This window comes from Marinobacter qingdaonensis, from assembly GCF_034555935.1.
Lineage (GTDB): Bacteria > Pseudomonadota > Gammaproteobacteria > Pseudomonadales > Oleiphilaceae > Marinobacter > Marinobacter qingdaonensis.
In genome coordinates this window covers 2,124,221-2,143,702 of sequence record NZ_JAYDCJ010000003.1, presented here as the reverse complement: position 1 = coordinate 2,143,702, position 19,482 = coordinate 2,124,221, and the positions used below count along the sequence as shown (strand labels likewise).

Annotated in this window: 21 protein-coding genes; 6 read left to right on the top strand and 15 right to left on the bottom strand. The window is 60.2% G+C overall.

Annotation, left to right across the window (positions count from 1 at the left end; genetic code table 11):
• Positions 1 to 56 precede the first annotated feature (56 nt).
• From U5822_RS13055 to U5822_RS13030, 6 genes are all read right to left on the bottom strand, one after another.
• Positions 57 to 323: a hypothetical protein gene (locus U5822_RS13055; protein WP_322856056.1), complete on the bottom strand. Its 267-nt coding sequence runs from the start codon at positions 321 to 323 to the stop codon at positions 57 to 59.
• Positions 324 to 461: 138 nt separating this feature from the next.
• A complete protein-coding gene (locus tag U5822_RS13050) occupies positions 462 to 839 on the bottom strand; it encodes a nuclear transport factor 2-like protein (protein ID WP_322856055.1) in 378 nt (125 codons plus the stop codon).
• A 198-nt stretch (positions 840 to 1,037) separates the two neighbouring features.
• Positions 1,038 to 1,526 (bottom strand): c-type cytochrome, encoded by a 489-nt coding sequence (locus tag U5822_RS13045; RefSeq protein ID WP_322856054.1) that lies wholly within the window; start codon positions 1,524 to 1,526, stop codon positions 1,038 to 1,040.
• Positions 1,527 to 1,755: 229 nt separating this feature from the next.
• Positions 1,756 to 3,135, bottom strand: a complete 1,380-nt coding sequence (locus U5822_RS13040) for an L-serine ammonia-lyase (protein WP_322856053.1) — start codon at positions 3,133 to 3,135, stop codon at positions 1,756 to 1,758.
• Between the two features lie 64 nt (positions 3,136 to 3,199).
• Complete coding sequence (locus tag U5822_RS13035; protein ID WP_322856052.1) at positions 3,200 to 4,123, bottom strand: M14 family metallopeptidase; 924 nt, start codon at positions 4,121 to 4,123, stop codon at positions 3,200 to 3,202.
• A gap of 88 nt (positions 4,124 to 4,211) precedes the next feature.
• Positions 4,212 to 4,559, bottom strand: a complete 348-nt coding sequence (locus U5822_RS13030; RefSeq protein WP_322856051.1) for a RidA family protein — start codon at positions 4,557 to 4,559, stop codon at positions 4,212 to 4,214.
• Positions 4,560 to 4,654: 95 nt separating this feature from the next.
• On the opposite strand from U5822_RS13030, the gene U5822_RS13025 reads away from it, so the two are divergent.
• Entirely contained in the window at positions 4,655 to 5,539 is an 885-nt protein-coding gene (locus tag U5822_RS13025; protein WP_322856050.1) for a Gfo/Idh/MocA family protein, read from the top strand.
• Between the two features lie 180 nt (positions 5,540 to 5,719).
• Here U5822_RS13025 and U5822_RS13020 read toward each other — a convergent pair whose 3' ends face one another.
• Positions 5,720 to 7,162: a P-loop ATPase, Sll1717 family gene (locus U5822_RS13020; protein ID WP_322856049.1), complete on the bottom strand. Its 1,443-nt coding sequence runs from the start codon at positions 7,160 to 7,162 to the stop codon at positions 5,720 to 5,722.
• Between the two features lie 447 nt (positions 7,163 to 7,609).
• On the opposite strand from U5822_RS13020, the gene dusA reads away from it, so the two are divergent.
• From dusA to U5822_RS12995, 5 genes are all read left to right on the top strand, one after another.
• Positions 7,610 to 8,668 carry a tRNA dihydrouridine(20/20a) synthase DusA gene (gene dusA / locus U5822_RS13015; protein ID WP_322856048.1) on the top strand — a complete coding sequence of 353 codons (1,059 nt, stop codon included), beginning with the start codon at positions 7,610 to 7,612 and terminating at the stop codon, positions 8,666 to 8,668.
• A gap of 117 nt (positions 8,669 to 8,785) precedes the next feature.
• Positions 8,786 to 9,751, top strand: coding sequence for a transaldolase (gene tal, locus U5822_RS13010; RefSeq protein WP_322856047.1), 966 nt, complete (start codon positions 8,786 to 8,788; stop codon positions 9,749 to 9,751).
• Between the two features lie 32 nt (positions 9,752 to 9,783).
• The gene (locus U5822_RS13005) at positions 9,784 to 10,230 is read left to right on the top strand and encodes a tellurite resistance TerB family protein (RefSeq protein ID WP_322856046.1); all 447 of its coding nucleotides are present in this window, start codon (positions 9,784 to 9,786) and stop codon (positions 10,228 to 10,230) included.
• A 14-nt stretch (positions 10,231 to 10,244) separates the two neighbouring features.
• Entirely contained in the window at positions 10,245 to 11,372 is a 1,128-nt protein-coding gene (locus U5822_RS13000) for a 3-deoxy-7-phosphoheptulonate synthase (RefSeq protein WP_322856045.1), read from the top strand.
• Entirely contained in the window at positions 11,369 to 12,163 is a 795-nt protein-coding gene (locus tag U5822_RS12995) for a glycerophosphodiester phosphodiesterase (protein ID WP_322856044.1), read from the top strand. The genes U5822_RS13000 and U5822_RS12995 overlap by 4 nt, the downstream gene beginning before the upstream one ends.
• Positions 12,164 to 12,168: 5 nt before the next feature.
• Here U5822_RS12995 and sthA read toward each other — a convergent pair whose 3' ends face one another.
• Genes sthA through U5822_RS12955 form a run of 8 tightly spaced genes read right to left on the bottom strand, consistent with a single transcriptional unit; the run spans position 12,169 to position 19,481 of the window.
• Positions 12,169 to 13,560 carry a Si-specific NAD(P)(+) transhydrogenase gene (gene sthA / locus U5822_RS12990; RefSeq protein WP_322856043.1) on the bottom strand — a complete coding sequence of 464 codons (1,392 nt, stop codon included), beginning with the start codon at positions 13,558 to 13,560 and terminating at the stop codon, positions 12,169 to 12,171.
• 59 nt (positions 13,561 to 13,619) lie between these two features.
• On the bottom strand, positions 13,620 to 13,865 hold the full coding sequence (gene nqrM, locus U5822_RS12985) for a (Na+)-NQR maturation NqrM (RefSeq protein ID WP_322856042.1): 246 nt from the start codon (positions 13,863 to 13,865) through the stop codon (positions 13,620 to 13,622).
• Positions 13,866 to 13,877: 12 nt separating this feature from the next.
• The gene (locus tag U5822_RS12980) at positions 13,878 to 14,927 is read right to left on the bottom strand and encodes an FAD:protein FMN transferase (protein WP_322856041.1); all 1,050 of its coding nucleotides are present in this window, start codon (positions 14,925 to 14,927) and stop codon (positions 13,878 to 13,880) included.
• 9 nt (positions 14,928 to 14,936) lie between these two features.
• Positions 14,937 to 16,163, bottom strand: coding sequence for an NADH:ubiquinone reductase (Na(+)-transporting) subunit F (gene nqrF / locus U5822_RS12975; protein WP_322856040.1), 1,227 nt, complete (start codon positions 16,161 to 16,163; stop codon positions 14,937 to 14,939).
• A 37-nt stretch (positions 16,164 to 16,200) separates the two neighbouring features.
• Positions 16,201 to 16,809 carry an NADH:ubiquinone reductase (Na(+)-transporting) subunit E gene (nqrE, locus tag U5822_RS12970; RefSeq protein ID WP_218634828.1) on the bottom strand — a complete coding sequence of 203 codons (609 nt, stop codon included), beginning with the start codon at positions 16,807 to 16,809 and terminating at the stop codon, positions 16,201 to 16,203.
• Positions 16,809 to 17,474 carry an NADH:ubiquinone reductase (Na(+)-transporting) subunit D gene (locus tag U5822_RS12965; protein ID WP_322856039.1) on the bottom strand — a complete coding sequence of 222 codons (666 nt, stop codon included), beginning with the start codon at positions 17,472 to 17,474 and terminating at the stop codon, positions 16,809 to 16,811. Before U5822_RS12965 ends, nqrE begins: the two co-directional genes overlap by 1 nt.
• 2 nt (positions 17,475 to 17,476) lie before the next feature.
• Positions 17,477 to 18,280 (bottom strand): Na(+)-translocating NADH-quinone reductase subunit C, encoded by an 804-nt coding sequence (locus U5822_RS12960; protein WP_322856038.1) that lies wholly within the window; start codon positions 18,278 to 18,280, stop codon positions 17,477 to 17,479.
• Positions 18,273 to 19,481: an NADH:ubiquinone reductase (Na(+)-transporting) subunit B gene (locus tag U5822_RS12955; protein ID WP_322856037.1), complete on the bottom strand. Its 1,209-nt coding sequence runs from the start codon at positions 19,479 to 19,481 to the stop codon at positions 18,273 to 18,275. The genes U5822_RS12960 and U5822_RS12955 overlap by 8 nt, the downstream gene beginning before the upstream one ends.
• Position 19,482 lies beyond the last annotated feature (1 nt).

The following is a 19,482-nucleotide window of genomic DNA, read 5'->3' as shown; positions in this document are numbered from 1 at the left end:
TAGCAGACCCGGCCAGCGCCGTCGCTGCCCGGCGCTTACACCAAAGTCGCGTCAGGTTACTCGCCCTGGGACTGCTCGTATTCCCGTTCGTACTCCCGGTACTCGCGCTCGTACTGCTCGATGCTGGTGGCATCCTGGCAGTGGTCGATACCCTGGGTGCTGCGCCGGCTGTCGGCGGTGCAGCGGTTTTCGATGTAGCTCTCCCGGGTGGTCATCTCCCGCGTCAGCGGGTCGTTATCGAAGGTCACACGGGGCGACGAACAGGCCGCCAGCAACATCACGGTGGCCACGGACAGCACTCTCAATGGCAACGGATAGCGCATAGATTCAGTCCTCAGGTACAGAATTGCTCAAACGGATTCTGGCCGCCCATCTTACGGGGGTTGCTCCGGTTTTTGCCACCTCGGGCACCCCGGCAGGTTCGAGCAACGATTGAGAGGAAGAGGCGCAGCGAGGGTCGCTCACTCCACCGAAGGCAGGTTGCCACCCAGCATGTTCTCCACCACGGCGGCGTTGTAGAAGGTTTCCACTTTCTGGATCTTGTCGTCCTTGACCAAGAACCACACCGCCAGGCGGACATCACCGATGGGCTCGAAGTAGGTCTTGAAATCCAGGATCGCGAAGGCATGCTCGCCCTCGGCGCTGAGATGGCGCAGCACCAGGTCTTTCTGGATGGCAGCCATGCCAAACTGGTAGGAGAGCATGTCGTCCGGGTCCAGAAACCGCATGTTCGGCCCCACGTACTCGAACCCCTCGTCCACCAGCAAGGCCTTGGCCTCGTCAAACCGCTGGGCACGGGTGTGCTCGATGAATTGGGCCACGATGTCCTTCGTCTGCATTCACTGACTCCATTGGTAAAAGCACAAGGAACGCGCGGCGGCGCCGGAGACCGGCGCACACGAAATACTCGCGCTCCCACTACACCTGTATACCAAAAAACGGGCGCTGACAAATGCGCCCTGGCGCAGGTTTTACCCAATTCTCAGCCAATTACAGAAACTTAGGGCTTCCGGGCCGCCTTCACCGGCCACCCCGCCCTACTCCGCCGGCACCACCAGCTGGAAGTAGGCGGTTTTCGGGGTCACCCCGGGCTCCAGGGCCGCGGGGGCCTCGGTACCGGCCACCGGCAGCGAGCGGATGTAGGCGTAAATGGCGCGCACATCCTGCTCGTCCATCTCATGCAACACCCACCAGGGCATGGGCGGCCGGGCCCGGGCGGTGGTCACCGTGGACACCCACTCATCCTCGCTCATCTGGCTGGCGAACAGCCGCAGATTGATGGCGTAGGTGGTGCCCCAGGGGCCCTGCCAACCGAGGGTATCGCCCATCAGCCACTCGCTTTCGGGCAAGGTGCCCTCGCTGGGCATGTAGCCGGCCGAGTGGCAATCGTTGCAACCGGAGGTCATGACGAGGTAGCGGCCACGGTCAACGGGAGTCTGGTCGGTGCCGGCACGCTCGGCCAGCGCGGACGGGGAAAGCGTCGCGGACAAGAACAACGTCGCCGCCAATAACAGAGAACCTTTCACAGGAACCTCCACTATCAGAACGGAACATCGTTAACGGACAACGGGCATCACGGCGAGAGGTGCGCGTCGGCACGCCTTCAAGTGTGGGTGAGCAGGTCACAGCGCCTGGGTCGCCCCTTTAGAGGCAACGCCCACGCAGATTCGAGCCTTTCTGTCCCTGGCTGGAAGGTAATGATCAAATTATCACCAAGTCAGATTAGAGACAACAGGTTGCACGAGCACCGCCCCTTCAGCATTCGGTGATGCTCACCGCCAGCCCGCCCAGGGAGGTTTCCTTGAATTTGTGGGACATCTCCTGCCCGGTCTGGCGCATGGCCTCAATGCAGTTATCCAGCGGCATGAAGTGCTGGCCGTCGCCCCGTTGGGCCAGTGAGGCGGCGGAGTAGGCCTTGATGGCGCCAAAGCCGTTGCGTTCGATGCAGGGCACCTGCACCAGGCCCTTGACCGGATCGCAGGTCATGCCCAGGTGATGCTCCAGGGCGATCTCGGCAGCGTTCTCCACCTGCCGGGCGGTGCCACCCCGCACTTCGCACAGACCGGCGGCGGCCATGGCCGCGGCGGAGCCGACTTCGCCCTGGCAGCCCACCTCGGCCCCGGAGATGGAACTGCGCATCTTGATCAGGCCGCCGATGGCACTGGCGGTGAGCAGGAAATCCCGCACCTGGTCCTGGGTGCCATCCTCGTGGGTGACAAAGTAATACAGCACCGCCGGGATCACCCCGGCCGCGCCGTTGGTGGGTGCGGTCACCACCATATGGCCGGCGGCGTTTTCCTCGTTGACCGCCATGGCGTAGGCGCACAGCCAGTCGTTGATGGTGGCGGTTTCCGGCTTGTGGCGAATGCCGTCATACAGCCCTTTGGCCCGCCGATGAATCTCCAGGCCGCCCGGCAAGGTGCCCTCGGCCGCCAGCCCGCGTTCGATGCAGGTTTTCATCGCCAGCCAGATGCGGTCTAGCCCCTCGATCAGCGCGGGCTCGTCCAGATGCTCAAGCTCGTTGACCCACTTCATGCGCGCGATCGACAGCCCATGGGTGTCCGCCAATTGCAGCAGGGCGCTGGCCGAATCGAAGGGGTAGGTGGAGGCATCCGTCGGCGCGAACTTCAGCGGGGCCTGCAGCTGATCAATCTCCGCCAGGGTGTTGATGAAGCCGCCGCCGATGGAGAAATAGGTTTCCGAGAACAGGCACTCGCCCTCCGGGCCCAGCAGCTCGAACACCATGCCGTTGGGGTGCTCCGGCAGGGGCGCGCCGGTATCAAACACAATGTCTTCGGCGGGACGGAACTGCACGAATTGATCGCGGCCCAGTTCGACACGGTCGCTGCGCCACAGCCGGGCCACCAGCTCCGAGACATCGGTATCGACCAGGCTGGCCGGCAGATGGCCGTGCAGGCCAAGGGCCACGGCCCGGTCGGTGGCGTGGCCCTTGCCGGTGAACGATAGCGAGCCTTTCAGGGTGCAGCGGATGCTTGCGCCGGCCAGCGCCGGGCCCTCGAACGCCTGCGCTTTCAGCCGTTCGACAAAGTCATGGGCCGCGACCATGGGCCCGGTGGTGTGGGAGCTCGACGGCCCGATGCCTATTTTGAACAGATCCAACACACTGATGAACATGGCAGCCTTGCGGTTGCGGGGTGTAAGAAAAGTCTAGCATGGGCGCGAGCGCCGGAACCCTTCCCTACCCCTGCGCCAGGGCGTAATCGATGGCCGCGCACACCGCCGCCACCTGGGCGGCGTTGCACTGCTCGGGGGTCACCTCGGGGCTGTCCGGATAGACCTCGGTGGTGGTCTTGAAGGGGGCGTTGGTGACACTGGCGCACAGGCCCCACTGGGTGAGCGGGTACTGGATCACGCCGCGGGCAACCACCGGCGAGCCGAAGATCTCACCCTTCTCGTCCGCCGGCGCGATGTGGGTAACCGGCTCCACGGCCTCGATGATGGCCTGCTGAAAGCCCGGTTGCGGGTTCTCGGTGTCCGCCACCACGTAGAAGCCATCGGGAATGTAACCGGGTTCAAACGACTTGCCGTCCCGGGCCGCCAGCGCCGGGCGGAACTCGGACTCGTCGGTGTCGGTGGTTTCGTGCAGGTCGATGTGCAGCAGGGCGCGATCACGGATCGGCGCCACCAGGCGCATCAACGCCGACGACTCCTCGGCCTGGCCGTCCGCCCGGAACGAGCGGTTCGGGTCCACCGCGTCCGCGTTCCAGCGGTGGATGCGCTCGTAGGCCCAGGGGCTGACGCAAGGTGCGACCAGCAGATTCACCCGGCCGGCGTACTCCGCCGCCCGCCCATCCAGGAACTGCAGCGCACCGTGCACACCGCTGGTCTCATAACCGTGCACGCCGCCGGTGATCAACACCACCGGCAGATCCTCGCGCCAGTCCCGGCTGCGCAGCGCCATCAGCGGATAGTGATCGGCGCCGTAGGTCAGCTGACCATACTCCTCCACATCGAAGCGCGCGCTCAGGCGCTCGACCACAGTCAACACCTCGGCCTCGTAGCTGCGCTGGCGAGCCTGTCGTGACAGCCACTCGACGCGCTCCGCGTCGCCCCAGGGGGTGCCGGGCGTGCCGATAGGATAAGGTGTTGGTGCCGTGGTCATAGTGCGGGTCTCTCGTTATAGCTAGTGTTTCAGGGCATTCTAGCAGCCCTGCCCGCCGCAACCGAGGCGGACACGAACTGAGGCGGAATCAGGCCGCCGCCACCACCGAGATTTCCACCTTCAGCTCCGGCGACGCCATCTGCGCCTGCACACAGGCCCGCGCCGGTGCTTCGCCTTCCGGAATCCAGTTGTCCCACACCTCGTTCATCTCCTTGAAGTCGGCCATATCCGCCAGGTAGATGGTGGCCGACAGGATCTTGTCGCGGCCAGAGCCGATGCTTTCCAGCAGCTCCTCCACCTTCTCCAGCATGCCGATGGTCTGGGTGCGAATGTCGCCGTTGCGGTCCTTGGCCACCTGGCCGCACAGGTAGGCAGTGCCATTGTGCTTCACGATCTTGCTCATGCGGGCATTGGTGGTAATACGCTCGATAGTCATTGCTCGTACCTCATTGGGGATTGGTTGGAATGGCCCAGGTTGCAAACATCCCAAAGGCCATCACCTACACTTGCATTCAGGCAATTAGAACTCAGATGTGGTCGGCAACGAAAGGCCGACCAAAGACCAACAGCATCGACGAGGTGTACCTGCCCGTGCCCACCGCCCTGCGCAACGACTGGATCAAGAAAGCCGCCCGCGCTGGCAAGCACGTATACGCCGAGAAACCCCTGGCCGACGGCGTCGAAGAGGCCATCGAGGTGTGCCAGGAAAACGGCGTGCAGTTCATGGACGGCACCATGTGGCTGCACAGCAACCGCACCAAAGAAATCGAGGAGCGCATTGCCAACGGCGACATTGGCGAAGTGTGCCGCGTCACCAGCGCCTTCACCTTCAAGGCACCGGATAAAGAATGGTACGAAGGCGGCAACGGCCGCACCGACAAAACTCGCGAACCCATGGGCTGCTTCGGCGATCAGGGCTGGTACCCCATCAGCGCCACTATGTGGAGCTTCAACTACGAGCTGCCCGAAAAAGTGCAGATGACCCACGTCTCCAAGAACTCCGTGGACACCATCGTCGCCTGTGGCGGCACCATCTGGTTCTCCGGCGGCCGCATGGCCACCTTTGATGCAGGCTGTGAGCTGGCCCACCGCTCACAGGTGGAAACGGTTGGCGACGCTGGCCTAATCAAGATCGACGACCTGGTCGGCGGCCAGGGTCGGACTGGGTACTTTGCTGCTTATGGCGAGCGGTTTACCGGAAGCTCCCGTTACACCTTCGGGGATGCTGAAGGTAAGGACACGGTGCAAGAGGTGGAGCCCTGTGACCATGTGGTGAAGCTGGTGGAGACCTTCTCGGACATTGTGCTCAGTGGAGATCTCGATTCTCAGTGGCCGGAGCGGAGTTTGGCTTGCCACAAGGTGATGTCGGCGTTGTTTGAGTCGGCGGAGTCTGGTGGAGTGGTTGTCACGCTCTAGAGTCTAGAGAGGACACGAAAACCTTCACGCTGAACAAATGGGCCCAGATCAGCACTGATTGACGGCTGGGCCCGGAATGGTGAAAGCCTTTCTATTTAGAGATTAACACCAGTCTCACGCGACGATTCCGAGTTGCGGAGCAGCAGATGACGGTAGCAGTGCAGCCGTTTTTTTACACATTCACGCGGCACTCAACTTGAGCTCATCGAATATTTTTCTTGGATCATCTGGCTGGAGTGCCCACCTGTATGCAGGATGAACCTCCCAGTCATAGCCAAATTCAGCAAATTTATTCGAAAGGTACCTATTTTCTTCAAAGTATTTTCTGTCAATTCCTCTATCCGTTTCCTTTCTGGCTGTTAGAAAATTAATTTTATAAAGGAATGCGGCAAGCTCTTTAGTTGTGGCTATGGAACCTTTTGCCCATTTAAAGCTTCCTTGCTCCTCAATAGCGCTGATCTTCTTAAGGAGTTTGTCAGTCGAATAGACATACCCCTCTGCCGCTCTCCTCTCAACTTTCGTCGGCTTCATGCCGAGAACTAACCGCTCAATGTCTGGAAGCTCCGACCTGTACTCATTGAAGGTATCTTGGAGTCGCCCTTGAGAGTAGCTTTCAAATATGCTTTCAAGATGAGCCGTCCGTATGATGTCATCTTCGGAATTATTTGCTTCACGGCCAGCCAGGGTTAAGAGCTTTACAAGGTCACGCGGACGTTTTCTAATCAGAGACATCAGCACCCGATACATGGGTGCATTGTTCCAATGCCCCTTCCCTAAAAATCGTTCTTCTATCACAGGAGATAGGTACTTCATCAGCTCCCATTGATCCTTTTTTAACAACTCCTTCTCATCGACGTCTCGACCAAAGAAGCTTTCGATGCGCTTAACCAAAAGCGCTAAAATCTCGTGATTAGTCCAATGATACCAAATCACTGAGCTTTCTGTTTTATCCGTTGACTCATCAGATGTCCTGGAGAGAAAGTAAACATCAGATCGCAAGCTTATTCTGAAATAAACCCCACGATTCTCAGTCGATATATCCCTGACGGCATTCAAGAGTGCGGAAATGCGTTTTATATCCCACTCCTTTCCTTCCCAACCCCTGTCAAGGTCATCAATATAAACGTATATCTTGTTGCTTTTCAGAAAGTTCTCAATAATTGCTTTCTTAGAGTCATTCAAGTCAACCTTTTCACTTATTTTTAATGTTGACTCCAAATAATTTAAAGCGGCACCTCCAAATTGATTTAGTTTCTGCCTCCACCCATCATGAAGAAGGCCAAATGACTCCAATGTTTTCTTTGCAATTATTTCATTTATGCCGGCTTTCCACTCACTAATAAGACCAAGAAAATTCGATGTATCTTTTCCAATACCCTGAACATCATTGGGTTTAATCAATAGGGTGAGCTTGTTCGATCTCGCTTCTTCATCAATGGCAACTTGAAAAAGTGCCGATTTCCCAATACCTTTATGACCAACAACTATACGAAGGGGCAAGTCATTCACAACTTGCTTGTATAGCTTGCTTTTAAAATAATACTCCTTAAGCCGTTCAGGGTCTTCACTTTCAGCTGCTTCGTGGCCAAAAAGCCTTTGCAAATGGTACTCGTCAAACTCCATGTAGACCTCTCAGGTTGTAAACTTTACTTTCTAACAGCCAATTCATCGAAAAAGGACGCCTATCACGTCGCGCCTGTTCACAATTACAGTTTTCGCATGCCCCGAACCAATATGCTGAGACTTCGCAGAATCCTGACACACGTTGCTCCTCAGGTTTCCGCAAGTAAGCGCATTTGATCTCAAAACTCCAAAATCGCCTGTTCGCTCTTTCCCAGCGAGAACATGAACTATTCCATATTTTTTATAAGGTTGTAAGAACACTAGTCGATACCAGTTCAATTTTTCGACCCTCAACGTTCAACCCAGCTCCTTTTGACCTCCAAGAAGCGTAGCAGACTAATCACCGAACGCACGGTCCCTTCGCCAAAGCCCTACAGCAGCGTGTTTGCCTTTCCTGTTACAATAGCGCCCAAATTCTGAACACCCATCTGTACCCCAGAGTGATTCATGACTGAGAACACCCAGCTCCAAAGCGCCTCCAACGCCACCACCGTGCAAGGCTTCCACGGCGAGAACTTCTCCCGCCGCTTCAGCGTGGCCCCGATGATGGACTGGACTACCAGCCATTTCCGCTACCTGGCGCGCCAGTTGAGCCGGCATGCGCTGCTGTACACGGAGATGGTGACTACCGGGGCGCTGATTCATGGCGACACCGCGCGTTTTCTGCGCCACGATCCGGCGGAGTATCCGCTGGCGCTGCAGCTGGGTGGCAGTGATGCGGGGGAGCTGGCCCAGTGTGCGAAGCTGGCCGAGCAGTATGGCTTTGATGAGGTGAACCTGAACGTGGGCTGCCCCAGTGATCGGGTGCAGAACAACATGATCGGTGCCTGCCTGATGGGCCACCCGGACAGGGTCGCCGAGGGTGTGCGGGCGATGATCGAGGCCACCAATCTGCCGGTCACGGTGAAGCACCGCATCGGTATTGATGGCCGGGAATCCTGGGACGATCTGTGCGAGTTCATTGAGAAGGTGGCGGCCGCCGGCTGCAAGACCTTCATCGTGCACGCACGCATTGCCATCCTGGAGGGCCTGAGTCCGAAGGAGAACCGGGAGGTTCCGCCGCTGAAATACGACTGGGTCTATGACCTGAAGCAGAAGTACCCGCACTTGGAGATCATCATCAACGGCGGCATCAAGACCTTTGATGAGTGCCACGAGCACATGCAGCACACTGATGGCGTGATGCTGGGCCGGGAGGCCTACAACAACCCCTGGCTGCTGGCGAGCGTGGACAGCGAGTTCTTTGGTGCGCCGCAATCCTCCATCACCCGCCACGACGCGCTGCGGGCCATGTACGCGTTCATTGAGAGCGAGCTGGCCCGCGGGGTGTACCTCACCCACATGTCCCGGCACCTGTTGGGGCTGTTCCACGGCGTGCCCGGTGGCCGGCAGTTCCGTCGCCACATCAGCGAAAACGCCCACAAACCTGGCGCCGGTCTCGAGGTGATTCAGGCCGCCCTTGCGAAAGTGCGGGAGCCCGAACGCGCCGCCATTGCCGAAGCTTAATCCGCCCGGCCGCCGCCCTTGTCTTGTTCCTGTCAGACCAGCCCGCTATTGTAGGGTTTGAGTCGGCATCCGGGAGTCGGATGCGGGAACAACAGATCAACCGGGACGACGGGACGAATGACCAACAAGCTTGAGCAACTGAAAACCATGACCACCGTGGTGGCCGACACCGGCGACATCGACGCCATTGCTAAATGGCGGCCGGAAGATGCCACCACCAATCCTTCGCTGTTGCTGAAAGCAGCCGCCTCCGATGCCTACCGTCCCATGCTTGACCAGGCCGTGGCCGACGCTCGCCGCCACGGCGGTTCCAGCGCCGAGCAGCTGACCCTGGCCACTGATACCCTGGCGGTACTGGCCGGCCGGGAGATCCTGAACCTGATTCCCGGCGTAGTGTCCACGGAAGTGGATGCGCGGCTGTCGTTCGACACCAACGCCACCCTGGATCGGGCCCGCCGCCTGGTGGAGCTGTACGACCGCCATGGCGTGGACACCAACCGGGTGCTGATCAAGATTGCCTCCACCTGGGAGGGCATTCGCGCGGCCGAGCAGCTGGAGAAGGAAGGCATTCGCTGCAACCTGACCCTGCTGTTCTCGTTCATCCAGGCCGCCGCCTGTGCCCAGGCCGGCGCGTTCCTGATCTCGCCGTTTGTCGGCCGGATCCTGGACTGGCATCTGGCGAACAGCGACCGCAGCAGCTTTGCCCCGGCGGAAGATCCGGGCGTGCTCTCGGTCTCGCGCATCTATAATTTCTACAAGGCCAACGGCTACGACACCGTGGTGATGGGCGCCAGCTTCCGCAACATTGGTGAGATCGAGATGCTGGCAGGCTGCGACCGGCTGACCATCAGCCCGGCGCTGCTGCAGGAGCTGCAGGACGACACCGGCACCCTGCCCCGGCAACTGTCGGCCGAGGGCGCCAGCACCGGTGACCGGCTCGGCACCGTGGACGAGCAGCTGTTCCGCTGGGAGTCCAACGAGGACGCCATGGCCACCGAGAAACTGGCGGACGGCATCCGGCGCTTCACCGCCGACCAGATCGAACTGGAGCAGCGGGTCCGGCAGCTGGCGCAGGCCGCCTGAATTCATTGCAGATGGAGACCCTCTGACCGCTTATGCTTGAGCAACTGAAAAAGCTGTTTTCTGCCCCGGAGACCGAGAACGCCCAACCGGACAACCACCAGTTGGCGGTGGCCGCCACCGCCCTGATGGTGCAGCTCTCCCGGGTCGACCACAACGAGGACGAGCGTGAGCTGCAGACCATCGTGGATTGCGCCGTGAAGGCGCACCAGGTGAGCCGGGAGGAAGCCGAGGCGATTCTGGCCGACGCCCTGAACCACGCCGAGGACGCCACCTCGATGTACGAGTTCACCGGCCAGATCAACGAGCATCTGGACCAGAACGCCAAACAGGCCCTGCTCGAGAGCATCTGGCGGGTCGCCTTTGCCGACGGACGCATCGACAAGTACGAGGAACACCTTATACGCCGCATGGCCGACCTGCTGCATCTTAATCATCGGGAATACATGCAGGCGCGGCACCGAGCCGAGGAGGCCGGATAACACAAGGAGGCAGCATGCTCGCGATTCTCCACCCCAACACGGCGCTCGACAGCGAAGCCTACCGCCAGACCATGCACTACCTGGAAAACCTGCCGGGAGTGTCGGTCCGGGTCCACGAGGTCCAGGGCGCCAGCCAGCGCCTGACCGAACTCTACCTGCTGGGCGACACCAAATCCCTGGACAAAGACGAGATTGAGGCGTTGCCGGCGGTTGAGCGGGCCATTCGCATTTCCGACGACTACCGCATTCTGGGCCGGCACCGGGACGACCGCCGTCAGAGCGGGTTCAGCTACAACGGCGTCGATTTCAACCAGTCCAACCTGAACGTGTTTGCCGGCCTGTGCGCGGTGGACGTGCCCGAGCACGTGGAAATCATGATGCAGGCGCTGGAGCAACACGGCCAGCAATGCACCCGCATGGGCGCCTACAAGCCGCGCACCAACCCCTACTCGTTCCAGGGCCACGGCAAGGGCTGCCTGCCCTGGGTGTTCGAGAAGGCAGGCAAGCATGGCATCAAGGTGATTGCCATGGAGATCACCCACGAGAGCCACATCGAGGAAATCGACACCTGCCTGGAGCAACTGGGCCGGCCGACCGGGGTGATGCTGCAGGTGGGCACCCGCAACACCCAGAACTTTGAGCTGCTGAAAGCCATTGGCCGGCAGAGCACCTACCCGGTGCTGCTCAAGCGCGGTTTCGGCATTACCCTGAACGAGTCCCTGAACGCGGCCGAGTACCTGGCCAGCGAGGGCAACGCCAACGTGATTTTCTGTTTGCGCGGGATGAAGACCGAGGCCGGCCAGCCGCACCGCAACATGGTGGATTTCGCCCATGTGCCGGCGGTGAAGCGGCTGACCCGCATGCCGGTGTGCGTGGACCCGTCCCACTCCGTGGGCAGCCGGGAACACTCACCGGACGGCATCCTGGATGTGATCCACGCCACCGCCCAGGGCGTGATTGCCGGGGCCAACATGGTGCTGGTGGATTTCCACCCGAAACCCGAGAAAGCCCTGGTGGACGGTCCCCAGGCCCTGTTGATGGACGAATTGCCGGCCTACCTGGAAGACATCCAGCTGTGCCATGAGACCTGGCAAAAACGCCAGGCCATCTACCAACGCTTGAAAGGTAAGACTGCAGAATGATTGTGTACGGACACCGAGGCGCCAAAGGCGAAGCCCCCGAGAACACCCTACCCGGCTTTGCGCACGCCTACCGGCATGGAATCCGCCATTTCGAGCTTGATCTGGTGCTGTCCAAGGACGGCAAGCCGGTGCTGGTGCACGACTTGACCGTAGACCGCACCACCGGCCAGAAAGGCGACGTGGGCAGCTTCACGGCCGCCGAGCTGGCCGACATGGACGCCCGGCGCAACACCAGCTCCTGGCCCCGGAAAATCGGCATTCCCACCCTGGAGTCCCTGCTCGATCAGTTCACCGATCTCGAGCACGTCCAGCTGGAAGTGAAAAAAGACAGCCGCCAACGGCTGAACATCCTATCCAATCGCCTGACGGAGATCATCCAGCGCCGGGACCTGTATGGCCGGGTCGCCATCACCTCGTCCGACACCTGGTTTTTGAAGGAAGTGCGTCGGCGGGACAAGAAGATTCATTTGGGACTGGTTTCCGAGCGGCGGTTTCCGAAGCCGGTGAATCTGGCCCAGAAACTGGGCTGCGATTACCTGTGCCTGAACTGGAAGCTGTGTTCCGCGGAACTGGTGCAGGAGGCGCACCGTAGAGAGCTGCACGTGTCCACCTGGACGGTGAACCGCATTCACGACATGCTGCAGCTGGAGGAGATGGGGGTGGACAGCATCATCACCGATTATCCGACCAGCACCCGGATGTTCTTCGACAACCGGGCCCGTTCGCTGCTTTCGCTGCCCACGGTGCAGACCGGGCCTGAGCCAGACGCTGAGGCCCTGCCCGCAAACTGACCGGATCAGAAGATCCGGTTCAGGCCATTCAGGGCCGCCACCCGGTAGGCTTCCGCCATGGTCGGGTAGTTGAAGGTGGTGTTGATGAAGTAGTTCAGGGAATTGGCTTCCCCGCTCTGGTTCATGATCGCCTGGCCGATGTGGACGATCTCCGCCGCCTGGTCCCCGAAGCAGTGAATGCCCAGGATCTCGCGGGTCTCCCGGTGGAACAGGATCTTCAGCATGCCCACCGCGTCGCCGGTGATCTGCGCCCGCGCCAGGTCCTTGAAGAAAGCCTGGCCCACTTCGTACGGCACCTTGGCTTCGGTCAGTTCGCGCTCGGTCTTGCCAACGGAGCTGATCTCCGGAATGGTGTAGATGCCGGTCGGCACATCGGAGACGAATCGGAAATACTCATCCTTCACGATGTCCGAGGACGCGGAGCGGCCCTGGTCGTAGGCGGCACTGGCCAGGCTCGGCCAGCCGATGACGTCACCGGCGGCGTAGATGTTCTCCACCTCGGTGCGGTAGTGCTCGTCCACCGACAGCTGGCCCCGGCCGTTCGGCACCAGGCCGACGCTGTCCAGGTTCAGGGAATCGGTGTTGCCGGTGCGGCCGTTACACCACAGGAAGGCATCGGCGCGGATCTTCTTGCCGGAGGCCAGCGACAGCACCACACCGTGGTCGTCGCCCTCGACCTTCTCGTACTGCTCGTTATGACGGACCAGCACGCCGTTGTTGCGCAGGTGGTAGCTGAGCGCGTCCGAGATCTCGTCGTCCAGGAACGACAGCAGTCGGCTGCCCGGGTTGATCAGGTCCACCTTCACGCCCAGACCGGCGAAGATCGAGGCGTATTCCGAACCGATGACCCCGGCGCCGTAGATGATCAGCGTGCGGGGCGTGTGGGACAGGTTCAGGATGGTGTCGGAGTTGTAGATCCGGTGGTGACGGAAATCCACATCGGGCGGCAGGTACGGCCGAGAGCCGGTGGCGATGATCGCCTGCTTGAAGTGGATGTGCTCTACCACCTTGCTGCCGCGGATTTCCAGGCGGTTCTTGTCGACGAAGGAGGCACGGCCGTTGATCAGGTCGACCCGGTTGCGGGCGTAGAACTGGGTCCTCAGCTTGACCTGCTTGCCGATGACCTTCTGGGCGTTCTGCAGCACCCGGGGAAAGGAGAACCAGCGCGGCTCGCCGATGTCACGGAACATCTGGTTGGTATTGAACGTGATGATCTGCTTGACCGAGTGACGCAGCGCCTTGGACGGAATGGTGCCCCAGTGGGTGCAGTTACCGCCGACGGTCTGTTTGTCCTCGATGATCGCGACACGTTTACCGTGCTTCGTCGCATTCATCGCCGCGCCTTCGCCCGAAGGCCCGGCGCCGATGACGACGACGTCGTAATGATGTTCTGCCATGCGCGCAGTGACTCCTTATCTACGTCGTGAAAAGGTAATGGTGATGATCGGATTCTGCTTCAGCGCTTGCCCTTGCTGGCGTCGTAGGCCAGTGAATCGGCGGTTTTGCCCTCGTTGGCAATGCGCTCGTTTTCCTCTTCGCACTTCTGGGTGTTGCCGCCACAGATGTCACAGGACTGGCTGATGCCCAGGGCGCCAATGCCGCCGCAGGTGCCGCTGATTGGCTTGCGACCGAAGATCACACCCACGGACATGGCCGCAACGAGCAGAACCACGATGAACAACACAAGAAGAAAGGTACCCATACTGCCCTCCCCTTACTGAGTCACATAGGACGAAAACGCCGGTGTCTGGTGAGTCTCGAAACCGTCGTCCGTCCGGATGATGAAATAGGCCGGGATGTTTTCCCTGGTGGCGAGCGCGTTCGCCCGCTCGAAGCCCATCACGTTAAAGCCAGTGGCCAGTGCATCTGCCGACATGCAATCCTCGGCAATGACCGTCACCGACGCCAAATTGTGTGCAATCGGCTGGCCGGTTGCAGGATCAATTGTATGAGAGTAGCGGCGGCCTTCCGATTCGTAATAGTTACGATAATCGCCGGAGGTGGCCATGGCGCGGCTTTCCAGCGCCACCACCCGGTTCACCTGCTGCTCACCGGCGGTGGGCTGCTCGATGGCCAGGCGCCAGGCGTCGCCGCCCGGTTTTCGGCCATTTACCCGCACTTCGCCGCCAATCTCGACCAGATAGGCCTCTATGCCTTCACTGTCGAGGTATCGGGCCACCACGTCAACCCCGTAGCCCTTGGCAATGGCCGACAGATCAATGTATTGCGGCTGGGCCTGGCGGATGCCCGGGGGCGTTGCCCGCAGTTCCAGCTTGTCGTGGCCGGTGGCCGCCAGGGCCTGCGCCAGGGTCTCGTCCGCGGGCACCTGCTCGGGCCGGGCCTCGGGACCAAAACCCCAGAGATTGACCACCGGGCCGATGGTGACGTCGAAAGCGCCGTCGGTCAGCTCGGACACTTCGCTGGCACGCTTTAGAACCTCGTACAGCGGGGCTGACAGGTCCTGCCACTGCTCCGGGCGCTCGGCCCGATTGAGCCGGGACAACTCGGAGTCCTCGCGCCAGGTGGACATGGCCGCGTCCACTGTCTCCAGCTCCGCTTCAATACCCTGGGCCAGAGTCTCCAACCGGGACTGATCCTCCGTCAATACCACATTGATGTGATACCGGGTGCCGAACACCGGGCCGGAGATTTCCCAGACTTTTTCACTGGGCTCAAACGAACAACCCGCCAGGGCGATCCCGGCCAGTGCCAACACGGCACTGGCCAAAACCACCCTGACGGGTTCCAACATGCGGGATGTCATGGGAAAGGTTTAGCCCCCGAAGTCATCCAGCATGATGTTTTCGTCCTCGACGCCCAGGTCCTTGAGCATCTTGATCACGGACGCGTTCATGATGGGCGGCCCACACATGTAGAACTCACAGTCTTCCGGAGCCGGATGGTCCTTCAGATAGTTCTCGTAGAGGACGTTATGGATAAAGCCGGTCGGGCCTTCCCAGTTGTCCTCCGGCAGTGCGTCGGACAATGCCACGTGCCACTCGAAGTTGTCATTCTCTTCCTGCAGCCCGTCGAAGTCCTCGACGTAGAACATCTCGCGCACGCTTCGAGCGCCGTACCAGAAGCTGATCTTGCGCTTGGAGTTCAGACGCTTGAGCTGATCGAAGATGTGCGAACGCATCGGCGCCATACCAGCACCACCGCCGATGAATACCATCTCGGCGTCGGTCTTCTTGGCGAAGAACTCACCGAACGGTCCCATCACGGTGACCTTGTCACCCGGCTTCAGGTTGAACACGTAGCTCGACATGATGCCCGGCGGATGGTCGGTGCCCGGAGGCGGCGTCGCGATCCGGATGTTGAACTTCAGCACGCCCTTCTCTTCCGGGTAGTTCGCCATGGAGTAGGCGCGGATGGTCTCTTCCTTGTTGATCGCCTTGTAGCGCCAGATGTCGTGCTTGTCCCAGTCTTCGTGGAACTCTTCCTCGATGTTGAAATCCTTGAAGTCGATCTCAAACGGAGGACACTCGAGCTGCACGTAACCGCCGGCACGGAAGTCCACTTCCTCGCCTTCCGGCAGCTTCAGGACCAGCTCCTTGATGAAGGTGGCCACGTTGTGGTTGGACACCACTTCGCACTCCCACTTCTTCACGCCGAAGAATTCTTCCGGCACTTCGATCTTCATGTCCTGCTTCACCGGAACCTGACAGGACAGGCGCCAGCCTTCCTTCTCTTCGCGGTTGGTGAAGTGGGTCTTTTCGGTCGGCAGCATGGCGCCGCCGCCTTCCAGAACCTTGCACTTACACTGGGCGCAGGTACCGCCGCCGCCACAGGCGGAGGACAGGAAGATGCCCTGGTTGGCCAGGGTACCCAGGAGTTTCCCGCCCGCACCGGTCTTCATGGTGTGTTCGGGATCGTCGTTGATCTCAATGGTCACGTCACCGGTGCTTACCAGCCTGGACCGGGCCGCCAGAATCACTGCGACCAGGGCCAGAACGATCACGGTGAACATGACCACGCCGAGAATAATTTCTGTATTCATGGTCTCGCCTTTTCGTTAAACCGAATCACCGGGTGAGTTACAGAGAAATACCGGAGAAGGACATGAAGCCCAGAGACATCAGACCCACGGTAATGAAGGTGATGCCCAGGCCACGCAGGCCTTCCGGAACGTCGCTGTACTTCAGCTTCTCGCGGATACCCGCCAGCGCGATGATGGCCAGGGCCCAGCCCAGACCGGCGCCGAAGCCGTACACCACACTTTCGCCGAAGGTGTAGTCACGCTCTACCATGAACAGGGACGCACCCAGGATGGCGCAGTTCACCGTGATCAATGGCAGGAACACACCCAGGGCGGCATAGAGCGCCGGGATGTACTTGTCCAGGACCATTTCCATGATCTGGACGATGGCCGCGATTACACCAATGTACGTCAGCAGACCGAGAAAGCTCAGGTCAACGTTGGGCAGACCGGCCCACTCCAGCGCACCTTCGCGCAGGATGCTGTTGTACAGCAGGTTGTTGACCGGCACGGTGACGGTCAGGACCACCACAACGGCGATGCCGAGACCGGTTGCGGCTTCAATCTTCTTGGAGATGGCCAGGAAGGTACACATCCCCAGGAAGAACGCCAGCGCCATGTTCTCAACGAAAATGGCCTTAACAATCAGACTGATATAGTGTTCCATCAGAAGGCCTCCTTGGCGGTGTGGCGAGACATCTTGTAATCCGCCTCTTCAACCTGCTCCGGCTTCCAGACCCGCAGGCCCCAGATTGCCAGACCGATGATGAAGAACGCGCTCGGCGGCAGCAGCAGCAGACCGTTCGGGATGTACCAGCCACCCTCGTTCACGGTCGGCAGCAGGGTGATGCCGAACAGGGAACCGGCGCCCAGCAGTTCGCGGAAGAACGCCACGAACAGCAGCAGCACGGAATAACCCAGGCCGTTGCCGATACCGTCGAGGAAGCTCAGGTACGGGCCGTTCTTCATGGCGAAGCCTTCGGCGCGGCCCATGACGATGCAGTTGGTGATGATCAGACCAACGAATACGGACAGCTGCTTGCTGATCTCGTAGGCGTAGGCCTTAAGGATCTGGTCAACCACGATTACCAGGGAGGCGATGATGGTCATCTGTACGATGATCCGGATGCTGCCCGGAATCTGGGTCCGTACCAGCGACACCGCCAGGTTGGAAAATGCCGTGACCGCGATTACCGCCATGCACATAACCAGGGACACGTTCATGCTGGTGGTTACCGCCAGCGCAGAACAGATACCCAGGATCTGCAGGGCAATCGGGTTGTTACTGAAGATCGGTTCGAAGAGAACCTGTTTGGCCGATGCATCTGCCATGATCAGACCTCCTCTTTACGCAGTTTTTGTAGGAATGTTGCGTAGCCGCGCTCACTCATCCAGTAGTTGACCAGGTTCTGGACACCGTTACTGGTGAGCGTGGCGCCGGACAGAGCATCGATCTTGTGCTCCTTCTCAGGGGCATTCGGACCGACACCGCCCTTGACCAGGCGGATCTTCGGCTCGGCGCGCTCGCCGTCGTACACTTCCTTACCCACCCACTGCTGCTTCCAGCGCGGGTTATCAACTTCGCCACCCAGACCCGGGGTTTCGGCGTGGGCGTAGAAACCCAGACCTTCCACGGTGTTCAGGTCCCCTTCCAGGGAGATGAAGCCGTACAGGGTGGACCAGAGGCCATAGCCGTGAATCGGCAGCACCACGCGGGTGACCTGGCCGTTCTCGCTCATGGTGTAGACCTTGGCGACGTTCGGACGACGCTTGATACCGGCCTTGTCTTCGGACGACGGGATGTTGGTGGACATCGCCGGATCAGAAGCGGCTTTGTACATGTCGTACTTCATCGGGTCCTGCACGCCCACCTCGGACGCTTCGACGTACTCGCCGGTGTCCAGGTCCACGAGGCGCACGTCGAACTGCTCGAACTGCGACTCGATCTGGTCGGCGCTGGCACCCGGCTCAAGCAGGCCGGCAGCGGACAGGATGTTGGTCTTGATGTCCAGATTCTGGTTCTGGATCTGCGCCGGACGGAGCATGACCGCGGCGGTGGAGACCACCACGGAGAACACAATACTCAGTACCAGAGCAACGATCAGCGTTCTGGAGACGGTTTCTTTTGCTTTAGCCACGAGCAAGCCTCCGTTTGATGTTGGCCTGAACCACGTAGTGGTCCATCAGCGGCGCAAACAGGTTCGCGAACAGGATGGCCAGCATGATGCCTTCCGGGAATGCAGGGTTAACCACACGGATCAGCACGGTCATCACGCCCACCAGGATACCGAAGCACCAGCGACCGGTGTCAGTCATGGCGGCGGATACCGGGTCGGTGGCCATGAACATCATGCCGAAGGCGAAACCGCCCATCACCAGGTGCCAATGGGCCGGAATGGCGAACATCGGGTTGGTGTCGGAGCCGATCACGTTGAACAGCAGCGAGGTGGCGATCATACCGATCAGCACGCCGCCGACGATGCGGAAGTTGGCGATTTTCATCAGCAGCAGGATGATGCCGCCGATCAGTACCGCCAAGGTGGAGGTCTCACCCATGGAACCCTGGATGGTGCCCATGAACGCGCTCATCCAGCCGATCTGCGCTTCCAGTGCTTCCAGGCCGCCGCTAGCTGCCCAGCTAAGGGCGGTGGCGCCACTGAAGCCGTCAACCGCGGTCCACACGGTGTCACCGGAAATCTGTGCCGGGTAGGCGAAGTACAGGAAGGCACGGCCGGTCAGGGCCGGGTTCAGAAAGTTCTTGCCGGTACCGCCGAACACTTCCTTACCGATGACCACACCGAAGGTGATACCCAGGGCTACCTGCCACAGCGGGATGGTGGGCGGGCAGATCAGGGCAAAGAGGACGGAGGTAACGAAGAAGCCTTCGTTCACTTCGTGACGACGCACGGTGGCGAACAGCACTTCCCAGAAACCGCCGACGATGAACGTCACTGCGTAGATGGGAATGAAGTAGGCCATGCCGTAGACGAAGTTGTCCCACACACCGGCACCGGCGCCGGTCACCGCCAGGGCGTTGATGAACGCCGTGCGCATGCCGCCGTCGCCCACCAGGGCGTCCGGGTTGGTGGCCAGGTAGCTGTTGGCCTGGAAGCCGATGTTCCACATACCGAAGAACATGGCCGGGAAGGTACACATCCACACCGTGATCATGATGCGCTTGAGGTCAACGCCGTCACGAACGTGGGCCGTGGTCGACGTCACCTTGCCCGGGGTGTAGAAGATGGTGTCGATGGCCTCGTACAGCGCGTACCAGCGCTCGTACTTGCCACCTTTTTCAAAGTGATGCTCGATTCCATCGAGAAACTGTCGGATAGCCATC